The 19,217-nt window shown below is 65.7% G+C and carries 20 protein-coding genes and 1 other RNA gene; 10 read left to right on the plus strand and 11 right to left on the minus strand.

The annotated features are described in order from the left end of the window. Window positions 1-55: 55 nt before the first annotated feature. Complete coding sequence (gene argA, locus U741_RS0109490) at window positions 56-1,378, minus strand: amino-acid N-acetyltransferase (protein WP_029890236.1); 1,323 nt, start codon at window positions 1,376-1,378, stop codon at window positions 56-58. 60 nt (window positions 1,379-1,438) lie between these two features. On the opposite strand from argA, the gene U741_RS18380 reads away from it, so the two are divergent. The 6 genes from U741_RS18380 (at window position 1,439) to U741_RS0109520 (ending at window position 6,656) form a co-directional block, all read left to right on the plus strand. After that, complete coding sequence (locus U741_RS18380; RefSeq protein WP_052378671.1) at window positions 1,439-1,996, plus strand: UPF0149 family protein; 558 nt, start codon at window positions 1,439-1,441, stop codon at window positions 1,994-1,996. Continuing rightward, entirely contained in the window at window positions 1,996-3,303 is a 1,308-nt protein-coding gene (locus U741_RS0109500; protein WP_029890238.1) for an aminopeptidase P N-terminal domain-containing protein, read from the plus strand. Before U741_RS18380 ends, U741_RS0109500 begins: the two co-directional genes overlap by 1 nt. Further along, a complete protein-coding gene (locus tag U741_RS0109505; protein ID WP_029890239.1) occupies window positions 3,300-4,484 on the plus strand; it encodes an FAD-dependent oxidoreductase in 1,185 nt (394 codons plus the stop codon). The genes U741_RS0109500 and U741_RS0109505 overlap by 4 nt, the downstream gene beginning before the upstream one ends. Continuing rightward, window positions 4,481-5,626, plus strand: coding sequence for an FAD-dependent monooxygenase (locus tag U741_RS0109510; protein WP_029890240.1), 1,146 nt, complete (start codon window positions 4,481-4,483; stop codon window positions 5,624-5,626). Before U741_RS0109505 ends, U741_RS0109510 begins: the two co-directional genes overlap by 4 nt. Before the next feature lie 95 nt (window positions 5,627-5,721). Next, the gene (wrbA, locus tag U741_RS0109515) at window positions 5,722-6,312 is read left to right on the plus strand and encodes an NAD(P)H:quinone oxidoreductase (RefSeq protein ID WP_029890241.1); all 591 of its coding nucleotides are present in this window, start codon (window positions 5,722-5,724) and stop codon (window positions 6,310-6,312) included. Then, a complete protein-coding gene (locus U741_RS0109520; protein ID WP_029890242.1) occupies window positions 6,309-6,656 on the plus strand; it encodes a DUF2069 domain-containing protein in 348 nt (115 codons plus the stop codon). The genes wrbA and U741_RS0109520 overlap by 4 nt, the downstream gene beginning before the upstream one ends. Window positions 6,657-6,830: 174 nt before the next feature. On the opposite strand, the gene U741_RS0109525 is transcribed toward U741_RS0109520, so the two are convergent. Genes U741_RS0109525 through U741_RS0109535 form a run of 3 tightly spaced genes read right to left on the minus strand, consistent with a single transcriptional unit; the run spans window position 6,831 to window position 9,244 of the window. Continuing rightward, entirely contained in the window at window positions 6,831-7,511 is a 681-nt protein-coding gene (locus U741_RS0109525; RefSeq protein WP_029890243.1) for an HdaA/DnaA family protein, read from the minus strand. A gap of 7 nt (window positions 7,512-7,518) precedes the next feature. Further along, the gene (locus tag U741_RS0109530) at window positions 7,519-8,604 is read right to left on the minus strand and encodes an AI-2E family transporter (protein WP_235200224.1); all 1,086 of its coding nucleotides are present in this window, start codon (window positions 8,602-8,604) and stop codon (window positions 7,519-7,521) included. Between the two features lie 7 nt (window positions 8,605-8,611). Next, window positions 8,612-9,244 (minus strand): DUF8605 domain-containing protein, encoded by a 633-nt coding sequence (locus U741_RS0109535; protein ID WP_029890245.1) that lies wholly within the window; start codon window positions 9,242-9,244, stop codon window positions 8,612-8,614. Window positions 9,245-9,302: 58 nt separating this feature from the next. Between U741_RS0109535 and purM the strand changes: the two genes are divergently transcribed. The 3 genes from purM to U741_RS0109550 are packed head-to-tail and all read left to right on the plus strand — an operon-like array spanning window position 9,303 to window position 11,809. Then, window positions 9,303-10,334: a phosphoribosylformylglycinamidine cyclo-ligase gene (gene purM / locus U741_RS0109540; RefSeq protein ID WP_029890246.1), complete on the plus strand. Its 1,032-nt coding sequence runs from the start codon at window positions 9,303-9,305 to the stop codon at window positions 10,332-10,334. Further along, window positions 10,331-10,990: a phosphoribosylglycinamide formyltransferase gene (gene purN / locus U741_RS0109545; protein WP_029890247.1), complete on the plus strand. Its 660-nt coding sequence runs from the start codon at window positions 10,331-10,333 to the stop codon at window positions 10,988-10,990. The genes purM and purN overlap by 4 nt, the downstream gene beginning before the upstream one ends. Window positions 10,991-11,017: 27 nt before the next feature. Further along, window positions 11,018-11,809 (plus strand): DUF3108 domain-containing protein, encoded by a 792-nt coding sequence (locus tag U741_RS0109550; RefSeq protein ID WP_029890248.1) that lies wholly within the window; start codon window positions 11,018-11,020, stop codon window positions 11,807-11,809. A gap of 15 nt (window positions 11,810-11,824) precedes the next feature. On the opposite strand, the gene U741_RS0109555 is transcribed toward U741_RS0109550, so the two are convergent. The 7 genes from U741_RS0109555 to sohB form a co-directional block, all read right to left on the minus strand. After that, window positions 11,825-12,286, minus strand: a complete 462-nt coding sequence (locus tag U741_RS0109555; RefSeq protein WP_029890249.1) for an EVE domain-containing protein — start codon at window positions 12,284-12,286, stop codon at window positions 11,825-11,827. Then, window positions 12,271-12,837, minus strand: a complete 567-nt coding sequence (locus tag U741_RS0109560; RefSeq protein WP_084154775.1) for a 5-formyltetrahydrofolate cyclo-ligase — start codon at window positions 12,835-12,837, stop codon at window positions 12,271-12,273. Before U741_RS0109560 ends, U741_RS0109555 begins: the two co-directional genes overlap by 16 nt. A gap of 25 nt (window positions 12,838-12,862) precedes the next feature. Then, window positions 12,863-13,048: non-coding RNA, 6S RNA (ssrS, locus tag U741_RS18935), on the minus strand. Window positions 13,049-13,065: 17 nt separating this feature from the next. Further along, a complete protein-coding gene (locus U741_RS0109565; protein WP_029890251.1) occupies window positions 13,066-13,380 on the minus strand; it encodes a cell division protein ZapA in 315 nt (104 codons plus the stop codon). Beyond that, window positions 13,377-13,622 (minus strand): hypothetical protein, encoded by a 246-nt coding sequence (locus tag U741_RS19530; RefSeq protein WP_043110253.1) that lies wholly within the window; start codon window positions 13,620-13,622, stop codon window positions 13,377-13,379. The genes U741_RS0109565 and U741_RS19530 overlap by 4 nt, the downstream gene beginning before the upstream one ends. Before the next feature lie 103 nt (window positions 13,623-13,725). After that, entirely contained in the window at window positions 13,726-15,174 is a 1,449-nt protein-coding gene (locus tag U741_RS0109575; RefSeq protein WP_029890252.1) for a DegQ family serine endoprotease, read from the minus strand. Between the two features lie 95 nt (window positions 15,175-15,269). Then, window positions 15,270-16,331, minus strand: coding sequence for a protease SohB (sohB, locus tag U741_RS0109580; RefSeq protein ID WP_029890253.1), 1,062 nt, complete (start codon window positions 16,329-16,331; stop codon window positions 15,270-15,272). Between the two features lie 123 nt (window positions 16,332-16,454). Here sohB and leuS point away from each other — a divergent pair, with 123 nt between their 5' ends. Further along, complete coding sequence (gene leuS, locus U741_RS0109585; RefSeq protein ID WP_029890254.1) at window positions 16,455-19,172, plus strand: leucine--tRNA ligase; 2,718 nt, start codon at window positions 16,455-16,457, stop codon at window positions 19,170-19,172. Window positions 19,173-19,217: the final 45 nt, after the last annotated feature.

Consider the following 19,217-nt stretch of genomic DNA (forward strand, 5'->3'; position numbering starts at 1 on the left):
TGACGCAGTGCGCGCCGGCAATCAATGACGCGCGCGATTGATGCCCCAACAATCGCTAAAGCGACTTGATCAGCACCTTGGAGTTGCGCTGGTAGTTGTACAGCGCCGCGCGCGCCATCGGCAGCGTCTCGACCGTTCCCGGTTCGAAACCGTGTTCGATGAACCAATGCGGCGAGTGCGTTGTGAGGCTGAACAGGTGCCGCAGCCCCAGCCGCCGCGCCTCAATCTCGACGCGCTTGAGCAGGGCGCCGGCCCGCCCGGCGCGGTGGTAATCCGGATGCACCGCCACGCAGGCGAACTCGCCGTAACCACTGGCGGCATCGGGAAACAGCGCGCAGCAGGCAATCACCAACCCGTCACGGACGATGACGTTGAAGTGTTCGATGTCCAGCTCGAGTTGCTCGCGTGAACGCGGCACCAGCACGCCACTGGCCTCCAGCGGCTGGATCAGGCTGACGATGCCGCCGACATCTTCGATGGTGGCGTCGCGGGTCGCCTCGTAGGCGCTGTCGGCGTAGAGCATCAGGCCTTCGCCGTCGCGGGTGTACAGCTCGCGCAGCAGCACGCCATCGGTCTGCTGGCCGATCAGGTGCACGCGCTTGACCCCGGCATGGCCGGCGCGGATTGCGGCCTCGATGATGTGGCGATCATCCTCAGGCACATGGTCAGACGTGGTGAGCAAGGCTTCGGCCTCGGCCAGCGACAACTGCCCGGCATCGCCGGTGTCTTCGGCCATGCGCCATTGATTGGGGTCGCTGGGCAGCACCAACACCAGCTTGTCGGCCTTCAGCGCGGCGGCCGTCGCGGTCGCCACGTCTTCAGCGCGCAGGTTGAAAATCTCACCGGTGGGCGAGTAGCCGATGGGCGACAGCAGCACGATGCGGTCGGCCGCCAGCACGTCGCGCAGCGTGTCGACATCGACCCGCCGCACCTCCCCGGTGAACTGGTGATCGACCCCGTTGCGTACGCCGACCGGCTTGGCGGTGACCAGGTTGCCGCCCAGCACCCGCAGCCGCGCGCCGCCCATCGGCGTGCTGGCGAGGCCGGTCGACAGTCGCGCTTCGATGGCCATGCGCAGGCTGCCGACAGCGGCCTTGACGCACTCCAGCGCCGCCCGGTCGGTAACCCGTAAATCGCCCTGATACAAAGGCGCCAGACCCTGTGCCGCCAGCATGGCGTCGATCTGTGGACGCGCCCCGTGCACCAGCACCAGCTTGACGCCCAGGCTGTGCAGCAGCGCGATGTCGTACAAGAAGGCGTCGAATCCGGGCTGCTCGGCCGCCTCGCCGCCAAAGGCAATCACAAACACCCGCCCGTGATGCGCGTGGGCATACGGGGCGGCTGCGCGCAGGGCGGCAACGAAGTCTGTGGCAATCATGTGCGGAGTATAGATTCGCGCGACACGGGGTGAGCCGGGGCGCGGCTTATAATCGGGCCCATGTCAAAGCCTTTAGATTTTGCCGCGCTGGACGCGGTGGTCCGTCAGTACGAACGCGGGGGGGACACCGCCGAGATTCACGGCTCGGTGTGTGGCGCGCTGTGTGTGCAACGCCCGGAAGACATCGACCTGCTGCGATTGCTCGATGCCGGTGTGCCGGCCAAGTCACGCGCGCCCGACGGCCTCAAGCAACTGCGCGACGAGGCGTTGGTGTCTCTGCAGGACCAGGACATGGGTTTTGCGCCGCTGCTGCCGGATGACAGCCATCCGCTGGAGGCGCGGGTCGACGCCATGGCCGCATGGTGTGCCGGCTTTCTATTCGGGTTGTCGTTGCGGCCGGGGTTTGACCCGCGGCAGATGGGCGAAGACGCGCAGGAAATTCTCACCGACTTCACCGAACTGACCCGCGCCAGTTTCGACCCTGAGGAAGACGGTGAGCTTGAAGAAACCGCCTACGCCGAGTTGGTGGAATACGTGCGCGTCGGCGTGCAGTTGATTTACATGGAACTTCGCCCCGACCCGATGCCCGACCCGCAGCAGTCGCGGAGCGTGCACTGATGGGCATGCCTTTCGCCGAACGTCGCGCCGCGCTGATGCAGGCCATGGGCCCGCAGGGCGTGGCGATCATTCCTGCCGCGCACGAGCAGGTGCGCTCGCGCGACACGCATTTCCCGTTCCGGCAGGACAGCGATTTTCACTACCTGACCGGCTTCCCCGAACCCGAGGCCATTGCCGTGCTCTGCCCCGGGCGCACCGAAGGTGAGTACGTCTTGTTCGTGCGGCCGCGCAACGCCGAGCGTGAAGTCTGGGACGGCCGCCGTGCCGGACCGGAAGGGGCCATCGTGCGTTATGGCGCTGACCAAGCACATGCCCTCGATGCGTTTGAAACCGAGTTGCCCAAGCTGCTCGCCGGGCGCCAAACCTTGCACTACACGCTGGCCGAACATGGCGCGCTCGACGGCCCGGTGACCCGCACGCTGCGACAACTGCGCGAGATCGCCCGTCGCGGCGCCCAGGCGCCGGCCGCCATTGAGGCGCTGGAGGCGACGCTGCACGAGCAGCGACTGATCAAGTCGACCGGCGAGGTTGCCCTGATGGCCGAGGCCGCGCGTATCAGCGCCGAGGCCCACGTGCGCGCCATGCAGGCCACCCGGCCGGGTCGCAACGAGTGGGAAATTGCGGCCGAGATCGAACGCCACCTGCTCGCCCACCGCATGGTGCCGGGCTATACCAGCATCGTCGGCGGCGGTGACAACGCCTGCATCCTGCACTACACCGAGAACAACCAGCCGCTGCGTGACGGTGACCTGTTGTTGATCGACGCCGGTGGCGAGCTGGATGGCTACACCGCCGACATCACCCGTACCTTTCCGGTCAATGGTCGCTACAGCGGCCCGCAGCGCGCGCTTTACGACGTGGTGCTGGCCGCCAACATCGCGGCCATCGACTGCCTGCGGCCCGGCCGTTCTGTGGGCAGTCCGCACGAGGCCGCATCGCGCATCCTCGCCGAGGGGCTGGTGGACCTGGGCCTGTGTGACGGCAGCGTCGATGCGGTGATCGAGTCGGGCGCGCTGCGGCGCTTCTACATGCATGGCACCGGTCACTGGCTGGGGCTGGACGTGCATGACGTCGGCCGTTACCGCCAAGCCGATGGCGAGTACCGCAACTTTGCACCCGGCATGGTCATGACCGTGGAGCCTGGCCTGTACATCGCGCCGGGCAGCGACGGGGTCGACCCGCGCTTTCACGGCATCGGCATTCGCATCGAAGACGACGTGGTGGTCACCGACGGTGCGCCGCGGGTGCTGACCGGCGGCGTGCCCAAAGATGCTGCCGCGATTGAAGCGCTGATGGCCCAGCGGTGAGCGACGACAGCCCCGCCAGCAGCGTTGACCTGGCCATCGTGGGCGGCGGGCTGGTCGGCGCCAGTCTGGCGGTGGCGCTGGGCGGTCGGGGTTTGCGAGTACTGCTGATCGAGGCTGCACAACCCCCCGCATCCGGCCCGCAATGGGACGAGCGCTGCATCGCCCTCAATGCCCGCAGCCGTCAGATCTTCAGCGATCTCGGTCTTTGGCCCGCTTTGCAGGCCGAAGCCAACGCCATCACCGCCACGCATATTTCCGAGCGCGGACGTTTCGGCATGGCGCAGTTCACTGCGGCCGAGGCCGGGTTGGACGCGCTGGGCTTCAACCTGCCGCTGCGTCACATCGGCCAGACCGTGTGGCAGGCCGCGACCGCGGCACAGGGCGTGACCGTGCTTGCCCCTGCCGCCGTCACCGCAGTCCGGGTTTTGGACGATGGTGCGGTGCTGACCCTGGCCGACGGCCGCGTCATCAACGCCCGTCTGTTGGCTGCGGCCGACGGCGCACAGTCGGCGGTGCGGCGGCTGCTCAATATTCCGGCCGAGCTGCACGACTATCGGCAGTCGGCCATTGTCAGCGCCGTCCGCGTGCAGCGGCCGCGCGAGGGCGTCACCTACGAGCGCTTCACGCCTGACGGCCCGATTGCGGTTCTGCCCAAGCCGGGCGATGCCTGCTCGCTGATCTGGACGCTGCCCACGGCGGCGGCCGAGCGCGCCATGGCGCTGGGTGACGATGCATTTCTGAGCGAGGCGGCCGCGTGCTTTGGCGGCCGGCTGGGGCGCTGGACTGCACTTGGTCGGCGCAACGCCTACCCCCTGATGCGCACCGTCAGCACCCGGCTGCATGCCCCGTCGACGGTCTTCGTTGGCAACGCCGCCCACGCGCTGCACCCGGTGGCGGCGCAGGGCTTCAACCTGGGTTTGCGTGATGTGGCCGCGCTGGCCACCTTGCTGCGGGACCGGCCGGTGGATGACTGGGCGACGCTGCCGGCCGACTACGCCGCCGCGCGAGCCGCCGATGCCGAGCGAACCGCCGGGTTCACGCATTCGCTGGTTGGCGTGTTTTCCAACCGCTGGCCGGGTATTGCCGGCGCGCGCCACCTGGGCCTGCTGGGCTTGGGCCTGCTGCCGGGTGTCAAGCGCGAGGTGATGTGGCAGAACCTCGGCTTTGGGCGCTCAACATGAGTCTGCAGCGCTGGGCGATCACCGTGGTTGGCGGCGGCGTGGTCGGTTTGGCCACCGCAGGTGCGCTGCGCGAGGCCGGCTTCGACGTCGGCTTGATCGAGCAGGGCCCGCCGCCGGTGGCCGACCCACAGGATCTGCGTATGTACGCCATTGCGCCCGGCGCAGCGCGGGGGCTGCCGGCTGACGCGCTTGATGACGCCGCCCATCAACCGTTTACCGAGATGCAGGTCTGGCATGCCGGGCGCGACGGCGCGTTGCGCTTCACCGCCGCTGAAGCGCGCGTACCGCAATTGGGCTGGATCGCCCCCGAGTCGGTATTGCGTGCCGCGCTGTGGCGTGCGCTGCCGGCTGATCGCTGCTGGAGCGGGGTCACCGTCACCGACCTGACCGACCACGATGACGGTCTCAGCTTGTGGCTGGACGACGGCCGCGTGGTGCGCAGCCAACTGGTCATTGCCTGCGACGGCGCGCGTTCACCGCTGCGGGAACGCGCCGGCATTGCTGTGCATGCCTGGGACTATGCGGCGTCGGGTCTGGTCGCCGACATTCGCGCCGAGCAGCCACACACCCAGACGTGCTGGCAGCGCTTTCTGCCGGATGCGGTGATCGCGCTGCTGCCGCGGCAGGGCGGCGCGTACTCGCTGGTCTGGTCGTCGCCAGAGGCCGAGTCGCTGGCCGCGCTGGATGACGCGGCGTTCAGTGCGGCACTCACGGACACATTCGACGGCGAGCTGGGTCCGCTCAAGGTCTGCAGCCCCAGGCGGCTTTTTCCACTGACGGCGCAACACGCCGAAGCTTATTTTTCAGGGCGGACCGTGCTGGTCGGCGACGCGGCCCACAGCGTGCATCCGCTGGCGGGGCAGGGCGTGAACCTCGGGCTGGGCGATGCGCTGGAACTGACCCGGGTGCTGAGCGAAGCGCGTGATGCCGGTCGAGACTGGACCCGCCCGCGCGTGCTGGCCCGTTACCAGCGCGCTCGCCGCGCCGCCAATGCCGAAATGATCGCCCTCACCGATGCAATGTCGCGAGGGTTTGCGCCCACCGTGCCGGGCCTGTCAGACGTGCTCGACCAGGGGCTGCGCTGGATGAACCAGTTGCCGCCGGTCAAACGCCTGTTAATTCGCCATGCCATGGGGCTGTAGGCGCCTCCGCCGACATTCCTGCACCGACATCAATGGCAACCCCTGACGCTGCGACTGGCACACTACGCGCCCCGAATATTTCCCCCCGATCACGAATGACCGAAGTCTTGGTGTTGTATTACTCGCGTGGCGGCTCGACCGCCCGCATGGCCCGCGCGGTCGCGCGCGGGATCGAGGCCGCTGGTGTCGGTGCGCGTCTGCGCACCGTGCCGCCGGTGGCGCCCGAGACCGAGACGGCGAGCCCGGCGGTGCCGGAGTCCGGCTCGCCTTACGCGACGCTGGATGATCTGCGCGAATGCCAAGGCCTGGTGCTGGGCAGCCCGACGCGCTTCGGCAACATGGCGGCACCCTTGAAGTACTTCCTCGACACCAGTGGCGAGCTGTGGATCAACGGCACGCTCAACGGCCGGCCGGCCGGGGTGTTCACCAGCACCGGGTCGTTGCACGGCGGTCAGGAGCTGACGTTGATGACCATGATGATTCCGCTGTTACACCACGGCATGGTGCTGGTCGGTATGGATTCCATGGCGCCGGCGCTGAACCGGACGCGTGCGGGTGGCACGCCTTATGGCGCGTCGCATTGGGCCGGCGGCGGCATGCACCCGAATGTGTTGGACCCCGATGAAATGGCGCTGTGCGAGTCCTTGGGCGAGCGTGTCGCACGGCTTGCGGAGCGGCTGGCATGAGCGCGCCACGCCGCTGGGCACCGCGCATTCGTCTGGCGGTGATCGGGCTGCACGCGGCGTTGGTGACGCTGAGTCTGTACTGGGCGACGACGGTGATCGGCATTGCCATGGCATTGCTGCTGCTGTTGCCCTTGCCGGGTCTGGTGGCGGGGCGGCTGCGCACTTACGGATGGGCGGCGATGCTGGTGGCCATTTACGCCGCCTTTTGGGCCGCCGAGTGGTGGATGCCGGGCGTGCCGCCGATGGTGCTGGTGATTGCCGCCGTGTCGGTGTTGGATTTTTGCGCGATTGCCCTGTACGCGCGGATTGCGCGGCGTGAGGCGCTGCCTCAGGCGTCGTCTTAGCGACAGGCGCTTGGTTGTTCAGTGAGGGCACCGAGGTCGCCGAGCCCGTTGGGCCGACGTTGACCCGCCTTCAGGCTGAAGGCGTGGCGCGTGTGACAAGCGTGTGCCGCAGCGCCCGATTCATGGATACCAGATCAAGTCCGGCGTGACGAGTGGGGCGGCTTCATGTGCGTCTCAGACCTTCTGCTCTTCGGCGGGCATCAACACCGCTTGCACGAACGGCAGGGTGAGCCGGCGCCGCGCCTTGAGCGACGCGCGATCAATCCGCTCCAGACCGGCCAGCAGGCTGCCGGCATCGCGTGGCAGGTGGCGTAACCACCATCGGGTCACGTCGTCGGGCAGCGCCAGACCACGACGCTCGGCACCTTCGGTCAGCAATTGAAATTGCTGCTGCTCGTCGAGTGTGGGTACGTGGAATCGCGGCAGGCGTGCGAGGCGAGTCCGCAGGTCGGTGGGCATTGATGACAGCACTTCGGGCGCGCCGCGTGAGGCGATCCAGGTCACCGCGCCCGCCGTCAAGCGAGCGTCCAGCAGGCGTAGCAGGGCCATCCAGAACTCAGGGTTCTGCGGTGCGTCGTCCAGCTCGTCCAGCGCCATTGGCTGGTCATTGTCGAGTCCGGTCAGTGCCTCGGCGCTTTCACCCAGCAAGCTGGCCAGCGGCAGGTAGCGCCCGCCATGCAGCCGGCAGGCGGCGAGCAGCAGATGGGTTTTGCCAACCCCGGACGGGCCGTGCAGGTAGGCACTTTCTCGCGCCCGGAGTTGGGCGATGGCTTGCAGGTCGGGTGCGGCGACAAAGCTGTCGAAGTCGCTCGGCTGTGACAACTGCACCGCCAGTGACAGCTGGTCTCCGCGCATCGTGCGCTCAGCCCTGATAGACGCGGCTGGTCAGCCAGTGCTGTTTGCCGTGACGGAATAGTACCGCGAGCACGGCCGCCATGGGCAGCGCAATGAGCACGCCGATGAACCCAAACAATTGGCCGCCGGCCATCAGCGCGAAGATGACGGTCACCGGGTGCAGGCCAATCTTGTCGCCGACCAGGTTGGGCGTCAGCACTGCGCCTTCGAGCAACTGGCCAATGCCAAACACCAGCGCCACCCAGATCAGCGGCAGCCACTCGCCGGTCTGCATGAACATGGCCAGCAGTGCGGCGATGATGCCGACAATGGTGCCGAGGTAGGGCACGAAGCTGATCAGCCCGGCAATCAGGCCGATGACCAGCGCCAGATCGAGACCGACCAGCCACAGGCCGACGCTGTAATAAGTGCCCAGCGCCAGCATCACGTAAAGCTGCCCACGGATGAACGAGCCGAGCATCTCGTGGGTTTCGCCCGCCAGGCGGCCCACGGTGGGCAGCGCCTTGCGCGGCACCATGTCGCGGACCCAGGCGACCAGATCGTCCCAATCGCGCAGCAGATAGAAGCTGACCACCGGCACCATCAGCAGGTTGACCACGGTGGTCAGCAGCCGTGTGCCGTTGCTCGAGACCTGCGTCCAGATGGCCGACGCCATGTCGCCGGCGCGTGACCAGTGTTCGGTGACGATGGACTTGAGCCCTTCGCCGTCGAGCCCGACGCCTTCCGGCAAGGTGATGCCGAGGTAGGGCAGGGCGGTGTTCTGAATCCACACCAGCCATTCCGGAATACGGCTGAGCAGCCCAGCCAACTGGGTGTAAAGCATGGGAATGATCAGCAGCACGGCGATGAGGCTGAACAGTCCAATCACCAGAAACACCACGCAAACGCCCGCCGTACGCGACAGGCGCCAGCGTTGCAGGCGGTCAACGATGGGGTCGCCGAGATAGGCCAGCGCGGCGCCGAGCACGAACGGCGTGAGAATCGGCGCCAACAGCCACAGCAGCATCAAAAAGCCAATGCCGGCCGCCAGCCACGGCAGGGTTTCGCGCCAGCCGAGTGGCGTGTCGTCTGCAGGATTGACCGGGGTATTCACGGCGGGTTTAACGCAGCTCCAGACGCAGGGCCTGGCTGAATGGATTGTCGCTGTTGTCCGCGTAAGCCCGGCTGCCGAGCAGGTCGACCAGCGCTTGTCGGCCACCCTCGACCATGACGCTGAGGCGTACGTCGGTGCCGTTGAGAGACTGAATCTCGACGCGCTCGACGCGGCGGTCGTCGCTGAGTTGGCGCATGACCTCGGCATAGCGTTCGGGGCTGCTGACGTTCGCCAGTTGCACCTCGACCCGATCTGCGCCGTAACGTCGCGCGCCCCACAGCGGCAGACCGATGTCGGCGACCGCGTCGTCGATCGATTGCGGATTGAAGCTGGCGCGCAGGCCCAAGCCCTCTGCGTCGCGGTCGAGGTTGAAGTTGTCGACCCAGTCGCGGGCGCGGTCTCGGTAGTGCGCGGGAATCAGTCCACCGCCGCTGGCGCGCTCGAACACCTGGACCAGCGCGTCACGCAGCGCCGCATCGCGCGCCTCTTGCGTGTTGGCCTCCAACGGCACTCGGGCGGTGTAGTCAGGCCCCTGGACTTCCGGCGCCAGCCGTTCTTCGTCTGTCGGCAGGGGCTGCGCCACGGCGCTGCCGAGGCCGATGAGCGACAGGGTCACCACGGCGAGCGATTTCAACATCATGCGGACGGGTCGCGGGTCGGTAAAATGCAAGGTTATCCCACTCCCGGACGGTCTGCGCATGAGTTCACCCCAAGGTTTCACCTACAAAGATGCAGGGGTCGACATCGACGCCGGCGACGCATTGGTTGGCGACATCAAGCGCATCGTCAAATCGACCCATCGCAAGGAGGTGCTCGGCGGCGTCGGCGGATTCGGGGCGCTGGTCGAGTTACCGAAAAAATACAAGCAGCCGGTGTTGGTCAGCGGCACTGACGGTGTGGGCACCAAACTGCGTTTGGCCATCGACGCCGGGGTGGTGGAAGGACTGGGCCAAGATCTGGTGGCGATGTGCGTCAACGACGTGCTGGTCACCGGCGCCGAGCCGCTGTTCTTTCTGGACTACTTCGCCACCGGCAAGCTCGACCCGCGTCAGGCCGGGCTGGTGATTCGCGGCATCGCCAAAGGGTGCAAGCTGTCCGGCTGTGCGCTGGTGGGCGGCGAAACCGCTGAGATGCCGGGCCTTTATGCCAAGGGTGATTTTGACCTCGCAGGCTTCTGCGTCGCGGTGGTGGAGAAGAAAAAGCGCATCGATGGCACCCGTATCAAGCCGGGCGATGTGGTGATTGCACTGCCATCGTCGGGTCCGCACGCCAACGGCTATTCGCTGATCCGCAAAATTGTCGAGCACAGTGGGGCGGGGCTCGACACCCCGGTTGGGCGCACGACGCTGGGCAAGTCGTTGTTGGCGCCGACGGCCATCTACGTCAAGCCTGTCCTCGATCTGCTCGCCTCTGGCGCGCCGGTTCGTGGCATGGCGCACATCACCGGCGGCGGCATCACCGACAACCTGCCGCGCTGCTTCCCCGAGGGCGTGTCGGCCGTGATCGATACCCAGAGCTGGACCTTGCCGCCGGTGTTCCAGTGGCTGCAGCAGGCCGGCAATGTCAGCGATGCCGAGATGCGCCGCGTCTTCAACTGCGGGGTCGGCTTCATGATGGTGGTGCCGCGCCTGAAGGCCGATGAGGCCATGGCGCAGTTGGCTGCACACAAGCTCAAGCCCTGGATTGCCGGCGAAATCATCAAGGGTGATGGCGACGTCCGCTACGCGTGAAGCGGGTCGTCGTGCTGATTTCCGGCGCCGGGCGCAACCTGCAGGCGCTGGTGGATGCCGAGCGCGACGGCAGGCTGCCGAGGTGCCTTGCCGGCGTGATCAGCAGCCGTGCCGACGCAGCGGGTCTCCAGCGGGCGTCGGCTGCAGGGTTGCCGGCACAGGTGATCACCCCCGGCGTGTTTGCCGATAGGGCCGCTTTCGATGCGGCGCTGGTGCGGCAGATTGATGCGTGGCGCGCCGACTGGGTGGTGCTTGCCGGCTTCATGCGCATTCTTACGCCAGGGTTTACGGCGCACTACGCGGGTCGGTTACTCAACATTCATCCGTCACTACTGCCGCGTCACCCCGGTTTACGCACCCACGCGGCAGTGCGTGCGGCGGGCGACACGCAGCACGGCGCCACCGTGCATTTCGTCACCGAAGCACTCGATGGTGGGCCGCGCATTATTCAGGGCGCCCTCATGGTGCGGCCCGAAGATACCGATGAGACACTGGCTGAGCGTGTCATGGTGGACGTCGAGCAACGCATTTATCCGCAGGCTGTGGCCTGGGCCGTGAACGGGCGCCTGGCCGTGCAGGGTGCTCACGTCGCAGCCCTTGACGGCCAAGCTTTGCACCAGCCGTTATCGTTGGACGATCTTGAAGCGGGTTTTTGATCGATCAGATTACTTGGAGAACGAAGAATGACGCGACTGCCCACCACTGACCGCCGGCGCACCTGGGCGACTGGCCTTGCGGCGCTGCTGCTGCTGGGCATCGCCAGTTCGGCCGCCGCTGCCAACACGCCGACGCCCCAGCCTGCGCCTGCGGCTGCGACACCCGCAGCAGAGGCGGTGCCTGCCGCGCCCGCCATGCCACCGGTCGATGGCCGTTACACCCTGCGTCGTGGTGTGCTCAAGCTCGGCACGGCCGACTTTTCCCTGATCGACTTGGGGGGTGATTGTTACCGCTATGCCTACGCCGCCAACCCGACCGGGCTGGCGCGCATGTTCATCGGTCGCATCGTCGAGGCCAGTGAATTCTGCATGGACGACGGTGCGCTGGTGCCGCGCACCTACTCGTTCAACCGCGAGGACGAGAAGGACGAGAACTACGTGCTGCGCTTTGACCACGAAGAAGGCGTGGCGCGCACGGACGACGGTGTCGAGATCGAGTTTGAAGGCGCGGTGCACGACCGCCTTTCGTTGCAAATGGCCGTGCAGCGCTGGGTGATTGTCAACAAGGGTGCGGTGTCGGATGCGACGTACACCGTGGTCCAGGTTGAGCCTGACGAGGTCAAGGCCTATGAGTTTCGGATGGCGGCGCGCGAAACCATCGACCTGGGTCAGGGGCCCATCGAGACGGTCAGGGTCGAGCGCGTCGACCCCAGCCGCCGCTCGATTCGTGTTTGGGTCGATCCGGCACAGGGGTACCGCATCGTCCAGGTCGAACACCTCAAGGACGGGAACGCGCAGTTCCAGATGCAGTTGAACTGAGCAAGCGACGCAGCGTCACATCGCCAGAATCTTGTTCCAGTGCGCCTCGCGGACCGGCGTCACCGACAGCCGCGAACCGGGCGCGAGCACCGCAAGGCCGGCCAGTTCGTCGTCAGCCTTGGCCTTGAGCATGGCCAGCGTGATCGGCTTTTTCAGCTTGCGCTTGAAGCGTACGTCGACCAGCAGCCAGCGTGGGTTCTCCAGGGTTGATTTGGCGTCGTAATGATCTGACTTCGGATCAAATTGCGTCGGGTCGGGATAAGCCTTGCTGACGATATCAACCACGCCGACGATGCCCGGCTCCGCGCAACTGGAATGGTAGAAAAATGCCTGGTCGCCGACCTGGAACTGGTCGCGAAACATGTTGCGAACCTGGTAGTTGCGCACCCCGTCCCAGGCTTCGGTTTTCTTCGGCCGCGCGGCCAGGTCGTCAATCGAAAAACAGTCGGGCTCGGACTTCATCAGCCAGTAGGCCATCGGGGTCTCCGGTCAGTTATCAGGGCGTCGAGGGGGCGGTCCCAAGGTTCACACGGGAGCTGATCGACACATTGTTGTGCGTATGCCCAGCCCAGCCAACGCGGCAGGTGCTGGGGGTTGTCGCGCAGGCGGTCATAGTAGCCGCCGCCGGCGCCGAGGCGGTTCAGTTGCGTATCGACGCCCACCAACGGCACCACCAGCCATTGCAGCCGGTTAAGAGGAATGCGTGGCTTGTTCTGACGCGGCGCGCGAATGCCATAGCGCCCGTGTGCCAGCCGGGTGCGAGAGGTTAATGCGACCCACAGCATGCGGCCTTCAGCGCGGGGCACCGGCACGTAAACCTCCACCCCCCTCTGACGCAACGCGGCGATCAGTGCGGTGGTGGCCAGCTCGGCGCCGTGGTGCAGATAAACACCGACGCGACGAGCGCGGCGCAGACCCGGCAGGGCGAGGGTTTTGACGGTGCAGCGCCGCGCAGCGAGACGGCGTTGTCGTGGACTCAGCAAGCGTCGTTGCCGGCGCAGGTGTCGACGCAGATGCTGCTTGCGCAGCGCCGCTGTGTCGAGGTGATCGAAGGTGTCTCCCGCGCATGCCGTCATCGGCTCTGTCACCTTGAGACGTGCGTCTCAAGTGGGTGCGTTTTCACGCTTTTGGGCTTCCCGCTGCAAAGGCGGGCCTGCACGCCCAGCGTGGTCCGGCTCCCGGTTTTTTGCAAATAGGCTCAAGGGGTTGGGAGCTGATTAACCAACATGGCAGGAGACACCAACGCGAGTTTATCGCTATTCAAGCGTCAGTGTGTTGTCAATGTCGAGACGCAGTTGCCGCACTCGTTCGGCAGCCGCTTGTTCACTAACGGTCTGGCCGTCAACACCCTGATTCTCGAGCAGTTCACGCGTCAGATTGAGCGCCGCCATGACCGCAATTTTCTCGGCACCGAGCGCCTTGCCACGGCGGCGGATGGTGGTCATCCGTTCGTTGAGATGGTCGGCCGAGCGGATCAAAGTGTCGTGCTCGGCTTCGGGGCAAGCAACGGTGTATTCCTTGCCCATGATGCGAACGGTGATGCTGACGGGTTCGGCTTGGCGTTGGCTCACGTTCGGGGCTCCTCAGTGTCGGGCGCGTCCTCATCAAGCAGGCTAGACGCCTCGGACGGCGTGTCTTCGAGCGAGCGGATGCGATCAACGATGGCTTCAATACGGCGACGCAGCTCGCTGTTGAGCGCCACCAGGCGGTCGCGCTCTTGCAGCGCGCGCTTCAACTCCAGCCGCGACTGGCGGTAGGCGGTGTTGAGGCGCTGAACGCGGTCTTCAAGGTGTTGCAGTTCAGCTTCGAGCATGAGCAACTAGAAAAAAGGCGACGGCCGTGAGTATACGACCGTCGCCGGGGATATTGAGCCAGCGCCGTCTATCGTCTCGACGGCGCGGCCTGAAGCCTGAGGACTACTGCACGACGATGAACAGCGCACCGGCGCCGCGGCGCACGTGCAACAGCATCTGCCCCTGGCCGGATTCTTTGACCCGTTCCTGAAACTCACCCACGCTCTCGACCGGTTGACGGTTGACGCCGATGATCACGTCGCCGTCACGCAGGCCGGCGCGGGCTGCCGGTGAGCCGCGCTCCACCGACTGAACGCTGACGCCCTGCTCAATGCCATCCGCCATTGATTGCTCGGTGAGCGGACCGAACTGCGCACCGGCAAGTCGTTCGTTGACGTTGTCTCCGGCCGCCACGGTGTCGTCATCGGCACCGCCCACATCGACCTTGACCGTCCGCTTCTTGCCTTCGCGGATGATGGTCAGCTCGGCGGTGTCGCCAATCCGCAGCAGGCCCACCTTGTTGCGCAGCTCGGCAAAATCGCGGACCGAGCGACCGTTGAACTCCGTGATGATGTCCTCAGGCTGCACGCCCGCCTTCTCGGCGGGCGAGTCGGGCAGGACCCGGGTGACCAGCGCGCCGCGGGTGCTGTCGAGTTTGAAGGCCTCGGCCAGTTCGCCGGTGATGTTCTGCCCGGTGATGCCGATACGGCCACGCTGCACCTCACCGAACTCGATGAGCTGCGCCATCACGTTCTCGACCAGATTGGTGGGAATGGCGAACCCGATGCCGATGTTGCCGCCCGAGCGCGACAAAATATTGGATGGCACGCCGACCAGTTCGCCGCGCAGGTTGACCAGCGCACCGCCGGAGTTGCCGGGGTTGATTGAGGCGTCGGTCTGGATGAAGTCTTCGTAGCCGCCTTCGCTGATGCCGGTCTGGCGTGACAGGCCGCTGATGATGCCGCTGGTCACCGTCTGGTGCAGGCCAAACGGCGAGCCGATGGCAACCACGTAATCACCGACCAGCAGCTTGTCGGAGTCGGCCAGCGGCAGCGCCACCAGATTCTCGGCCTCGATTTGCAGGATGGCGATGTCGGTGTCGGGATCGGTGCCGATCAGCTTGGCGACAAACTCGCGGTCATCGTTGAGGCGAACCTTGATCTCATCGGCTTCGGCCACCACGTGGCTGTTGGTGACCACGTAGCCATTCTTTGCATCGACGATCACGCCCGAGCCGATGGACTGGGCCTCACGTTCCGGCATCTGGTCGGGGTCGGGCATGCCGAAGAAGCGCCGGAACATCGGGTCTTCCATGAACGGTGACATGCGCCCCTGTGCCTGGGTGACGGTGACCGAGATGTTGATCACGGCCGGCATGGTGTTCTGCAGCATTGGCGCCAGTGAGGGCAGTTCGCCGGTCAGCGGCACGGCCACTTGCGTGACTTCCGTGCGGGCATTCTCAGTCTTGGCTTCAGCCGGCTCGGGCGAGCCCGACATGATGCAGGCTGCGGTGACCATCGAAAGTGAGATCGCCAGCGGGGCGATGATTTTTTGCTTGAATGTCAGAGACATGGCGTTCCCAATGAAGAGTTGAAGTGTCGATGCATCGCGGGCTCAGACCGTGGCCGGTCATATTAGGTTCGCGGCGACCTCGATGGAGGGCGGCATCAAACCTGAGTATGCGGCCGCTGCAAGGCCTCGTTTGCGCTGCTGCGCAAACCCCTGCCCAACCGTAGCAAACTCAATGACAGGCGATCGCTCAGGGTCTGCGGTGGCTTGAAGCGGACGTGGATCAGGTCGGCCGTGTCGATCTGCGACAGCAGCCAGTCGTCGCTGGTCTGCAACTTGTCGGTCAGCTTCAGTGCCAGCGCCTGCTGGCCGTACCAGTGCTCGCCGGTGGCGACCGCTTCAATGTCGAGCTGCGGGCGGTGCTCCACGACGAACGACTTGAATAGGCCGTGGGTCAGTTCCAGCTCTTCGCGAAACTTGGCACGCCCGGCTTCGGTGTTTTCGCCCAGCATGGTCAGGGTGCGTTTGTAGGCCCCGGCGGTGTGCAGTTCGACATCGACGTCGTGCTTCTTCAGCAGCCGGTGCACGTTGGGCACCTGGGCGACCACGCCGATGGAACCGAGCACCGCGAACGGTGCCGAGATGATCTGGTTGGCGACGCAGGCCATCAGGTAGCCGCCGCTGGCCGCCATCATGTCAACGGCGACGGTGAGCTTGAGGCCACGGTCGCGAATCCGCTGCAGTTGCGAAGCCGCCAGCCCGTAGGCATGCACCAGGCCGCCGGGGCTTTCGAGTCGCAGCAGCACTTCGTCGTGGTCCTGTGCGGCCTGGAGCACGGCGGAGATTTCATCGCGCAGCGCGTCGGTGGCGTCGGCACTCAGGTTGCCGTCGAAGTCCAGCACGAAGATCCGAGGCTTGGCGTCTGGCGTTTTGCCCGCCTTGATCGCGGCCTTGGCTGCTTTGGCACGTGCCTTGTCGGCCTTCTTTCTGGTCTTGGCAGCCGCCTTCATTTCGGCGCTGCTCTTAAACTCACCCTTGACGCTGTCGGCCAGCCATTCAAAGCGTTCGTTGAGGCTGCGCACGTCCAGCCGCTCGGGCGAGTGCGATTGACGCGCCTGGCGTACTGCGGAGGCGATCCCGCCGATCGCAAGCACGATCACCACCAATACCGTGATCGCCTTGGCGGCGAACAGCCCGTACTGCATGAGGAATTCCGTCAAACCCGTCTCCCAATGTCGCAGGCGGCAGGGCGCCGCCGGCTAACCGATTGCTTAGAATGGTTGCCATTCCACCCACTTCAAGTGGCGTTCGCGTAATCGGCGGCCGCCCGGACTGCCATTCTGATGAACGCCCCGGCGCCCACGCCCGTTTACGACCCCTCGACCATCGAGTCAGCTGCCCAAGCTTACTGGGCTGCGCACGATGCGTTTCGCGTCGTTGAAGACACTGGGCGCGAGCCGTTTTACTGCCTTTCGATGTTTCCGTACCCCTCAGGCCGCCTGCACATGGGCCACGTGCGCAATTACACCATCGGTGACGTGGTCAGCCGCTATCAGCGGATGAAGGGCAAAAACGTGATGCAGCCGATGGGCTTCGACGCCTTTGGCCTGCCGGCCGAGAATGCGGCCATCAAATCCAACGTCGCCCCCGCCGCGTGGACCTACGACAACATGGCGTACATGCGCACGCAGCTGGACGCGCTGGGCCTGGGTTTTGACTGGTCGCGCAGCTTTGCCACCTGTGAGCCGCGCTTTTACCGCTGGGAGCAATGGCTGTTTGTGCAGTTGTTTAAGAAGGGCTTGGTCTACCGCAAGAACTCGGTGGTCAACTGGGACCCGGTGGACCACACCGTGCTGGCCAACGAGCAGGTGATTGACGGCCGCGGCTGGCGTTCGGGCGCCATCGTCGAGCAGCGTGAGATTCCGCAATGGTTCTTGCGCATCACCGACTATGCCGATGAACTGGTGGATTGCCTGGATCAGTTGCCGGGCTGGCCCGATGCGGTGAAAGCCCAACAGGCCAACTGGATTGGTCGCTCAAAGGGCCTGGAAATCGACTTTGCGCTGGCTGACGGCTCGGGCGCACTCACCGTGTACACCACGCGCCCCGACACGCTGATGGGCGTGACCTTCGTGTCGGTGGCCGCGCAGCATCCGCTGGCGCTGGCCGCGGCGGAACGCGATTCAACCGTCGCCGCCTTCATCGATGAAACCCGCAAGACCGGCACCGCCGAAGCCACCCTGGCCACGCAAGAGAAAAAGGGCGTGCCGCTGGGTATTTCGGTGATTCATCCACTCACCGGCGAAGCCGTGCCGGTGTGGGCTGCCAACTTCGTGCTCATGGGTTACGGCACGGGCTGCGTGATGGCAGTACCCGCACACGATGAGCGCGACTGGGAATTTGCCAGCGCATTTGGGTTGCCGAAAAAGGTGGTGATTGCAGAGCGCCCCCTCTCCCCCGCAAACGTATACGTTTCCCCTCGTCCCGCGAGGGAAGAGGAGAGTCAAGGCAACACCCCTCTCCCGCAGGCGGGAGAGGGGCAGGGGGAGAGGGCGCGTCCGCAGGACGCGACAGCGCCCGACATCAGCCAAGGTGCCTTTACCGACACCGGCATCCTCATCAACTCCGGCCGCTTCGACGGCCTCGACTTCGACGCCGCATTCGCCGCCATCAAGTCCGATCTGGAAGGGAAGGGCCAGGGCCGCGAACGCATCAATTACCGCCTGCGCGACTGGGGCGTGAGCCGCCAGCGCTACTGGGGCTGCCCGATTCCCATCGTCTACTGCGACGCCTGCGGTGACGTGCCGGTGCCCGAAGCGGATTTGCCAGTCGTGCTGCCGGAAGACCTGAAGCCCGACGGCGCCGCCAGCCCGCTGACCCGCACGCCGAGCTTCTATGAGGTGAGCTGCCCAAGCTGCGGCAAACCCGCGCGGCGCGAGACCGACACCTTCGACACCTTCTTTGAATCGAGTTGGTACTTCGCGCGCTTTGCCTGCGCCGACAACGACACGGCCATGCTAGATGAACGCGTGCGCCACTGGCTGCCGGTGGATCAATACATCGGCGGCATCGAGCATGCGGTGCTGCACCTGCTGTACGCGCGCTTCTTTCATAAGCTGATGCGCGACGTCGGCCTGCCGGTGGCAGGCGATGAGCCGTTCACGCGGCTGCTGTGTCAGGGCATGGTGATTGCCGGCACCTACTACCGCCAAGAGGCGGGCGGCAACAAGGCCTGGATCAACCCCGCCGACGTCGAGGTACTGACCGACGAGCGCGGCGCGCCGGTCAGCGCCGTGCTGAAGGCCGATGGTCAGCCGGTGGTGATTGGCGGTCGCGAGAAGATGTCGAAGTCCAAGAACAACGGCGTAGACCCCGAAACCATGGTCGCGCGCTTCGGCGCCGATGCCGTGCGCCTGTTCATGATGTTTACCGCGCCGCCCGAGCAGAGCCTCGAATGGAACGATGCCGGCATCGAAGGCGCGGCCCGCTTCCTGAAACGGCTGTGGGCCTTCGTAACCGGGCTTGCCGATGCCCCGGCGCTGGACACCGCCGCCCTCGATGCCGGGCAGAAAGACCTGCGCCGCAAGGTGCACGAAACCCTCGCCAAGCTCGACGACGACTACGGCCGCCGCCAGACCTACAACACCGCGGTCGCCGCCTGCATGGAGCTGCTCAATGCCCTGATGAAGGCAGCCGATGGCGCCACGGGTCAGACCGCTGCCGTGCTGCGCGAAGGCGCCGAGTCGCTGGTGCTGGGCTTGGCGCCCATCGTGCCGCACATCAGTCATGCGCTCTGGCTGCAGCTGGGTCATCGCGACGCGGTGATTGACGCACCCTGGCCGCAGGCCGATCCGGCCGCGCTGGTGAGCGACACCATCAGCCTTGTCGTGCAAGTCAACGGCAAGCTGCGTGGCCAGATCAACGTTGCCAAAGACGCTGCGCAGGACGCGATTCTCGAGGCCGCGCTGGCCGAGCCCAACGTGCAGAAATTCCTCACCGGTGAGATCAGAAAGAAGATCGTGGTGCCGGGTCGGTTGGTGAACCTGGTGGTGGCCGGATGAGCCAACGCCTCGCGCCCGGTCTCTGCCTTGCATTGCTGGCGCTGT

Origin of the sequence: Polycyclovorans algicola TG408, assembly GCF_000711245.1 — a bacterium.
Taxonomy (GTDB): Bacteria; Pseudomonadota; Gammaproteobacteria; order Nevskiales; family Nevskiaceae; genus Polycyclovorans; species Polycyclovorans algicola.

Coding starts and splice junctions, on each gene's coding strand:
- U741_RS0109525 (WP_029890243.1), bottom strand. CDS start 7,511: ATGCGCGGAGACCAGCTGTCACTGGCGGTGCAGTTGTCACAGCCGAGC.
- U741_RS19530 (WP_043110253.1), bottom strand. CDS start 13,622: ATGCTCGAAGCTGAACTGCAACACCTTGAAGACCGCGTTCAGCGCCTC.
- U741_RS0109500 (WP_029890238.1), top strand. CDS start 1,996: ATGGGCATGCCTTTCGCCGAACGTCGCGCCGCGCTGATGCAGGCCATG.
- wrbA (WP_029890241.1), top strand. CDS start 5,722: ATGACCGAAGTCTTGGTGTTGTATTACTCGCGTGGCGGCTCGACCGCC.
- U741_RS0109535 (WP_029890245.1), bottom strand. CDS start 9,244: ATGATGTTGAAATCGCTCGCCGTGGTGACCCTGTCGCTCATCGGCCTC.
- U741_RS0109575 (WP_029890252.1), bottom strand. CDS start 15,174: ATGTCTCTGACATTCAAGCAAAAAATCATCGCCCCGCTGGCGATCTCA.
- U741_RS0109550 (WP_029890248.1), top strand. CDS start 11,018: ATGACGCGACTGCCCACCACTGACCGCCGGCGCACCTGGGCGACTGGC.
- U741_RS0109555 (WP_029890249.1), bottom strand. CDS start 12,286: ATGGCCTACTGGCTGATGAAGTCCGAGCCCGACTGTTTTTCGATTGAC.
- leuS (WP_029890254.1), top strand. CDS start 16,455: ATGAACGCCCCGGCGCCCACGCCCGTTTACGACCCCTCGACCATCGAG.
- argA (WP_029890236.1), bottom strand. CDS start 1,378: ATGATTGCCACAGACTTCGTTGCCGCCCTGCGCGCAGCCGCCCCGTAT.
- U741_RS18380 (WP_052378671.1), top strand. CDS start 1,439: ATGTCAAAGCCTTTAGATTTTGCCGCGCTGGACGCGGTGGTCCGTCAG.
- U741_RS0109510 (WP_029890240.1), top strand. CDS start 4,481: ATGAGTCTGCAGCGCTGGGCGATCACCGTGGTTGGCGGCGGCGTGGTC.
- U741_RS0109520 (WP_029890242.1), top strand. CDS start 6,309: ATGAGCGCGCCACGCCGCTGGGCACCGCGCATTCGTCTGGCGGTGATC.
- purM (WP_029890246.1), top strand. CDS start 9,303: ATGAGTTCACCCCAAGGTTTCACCTACAAAGATGCAGGGGTCGACATC.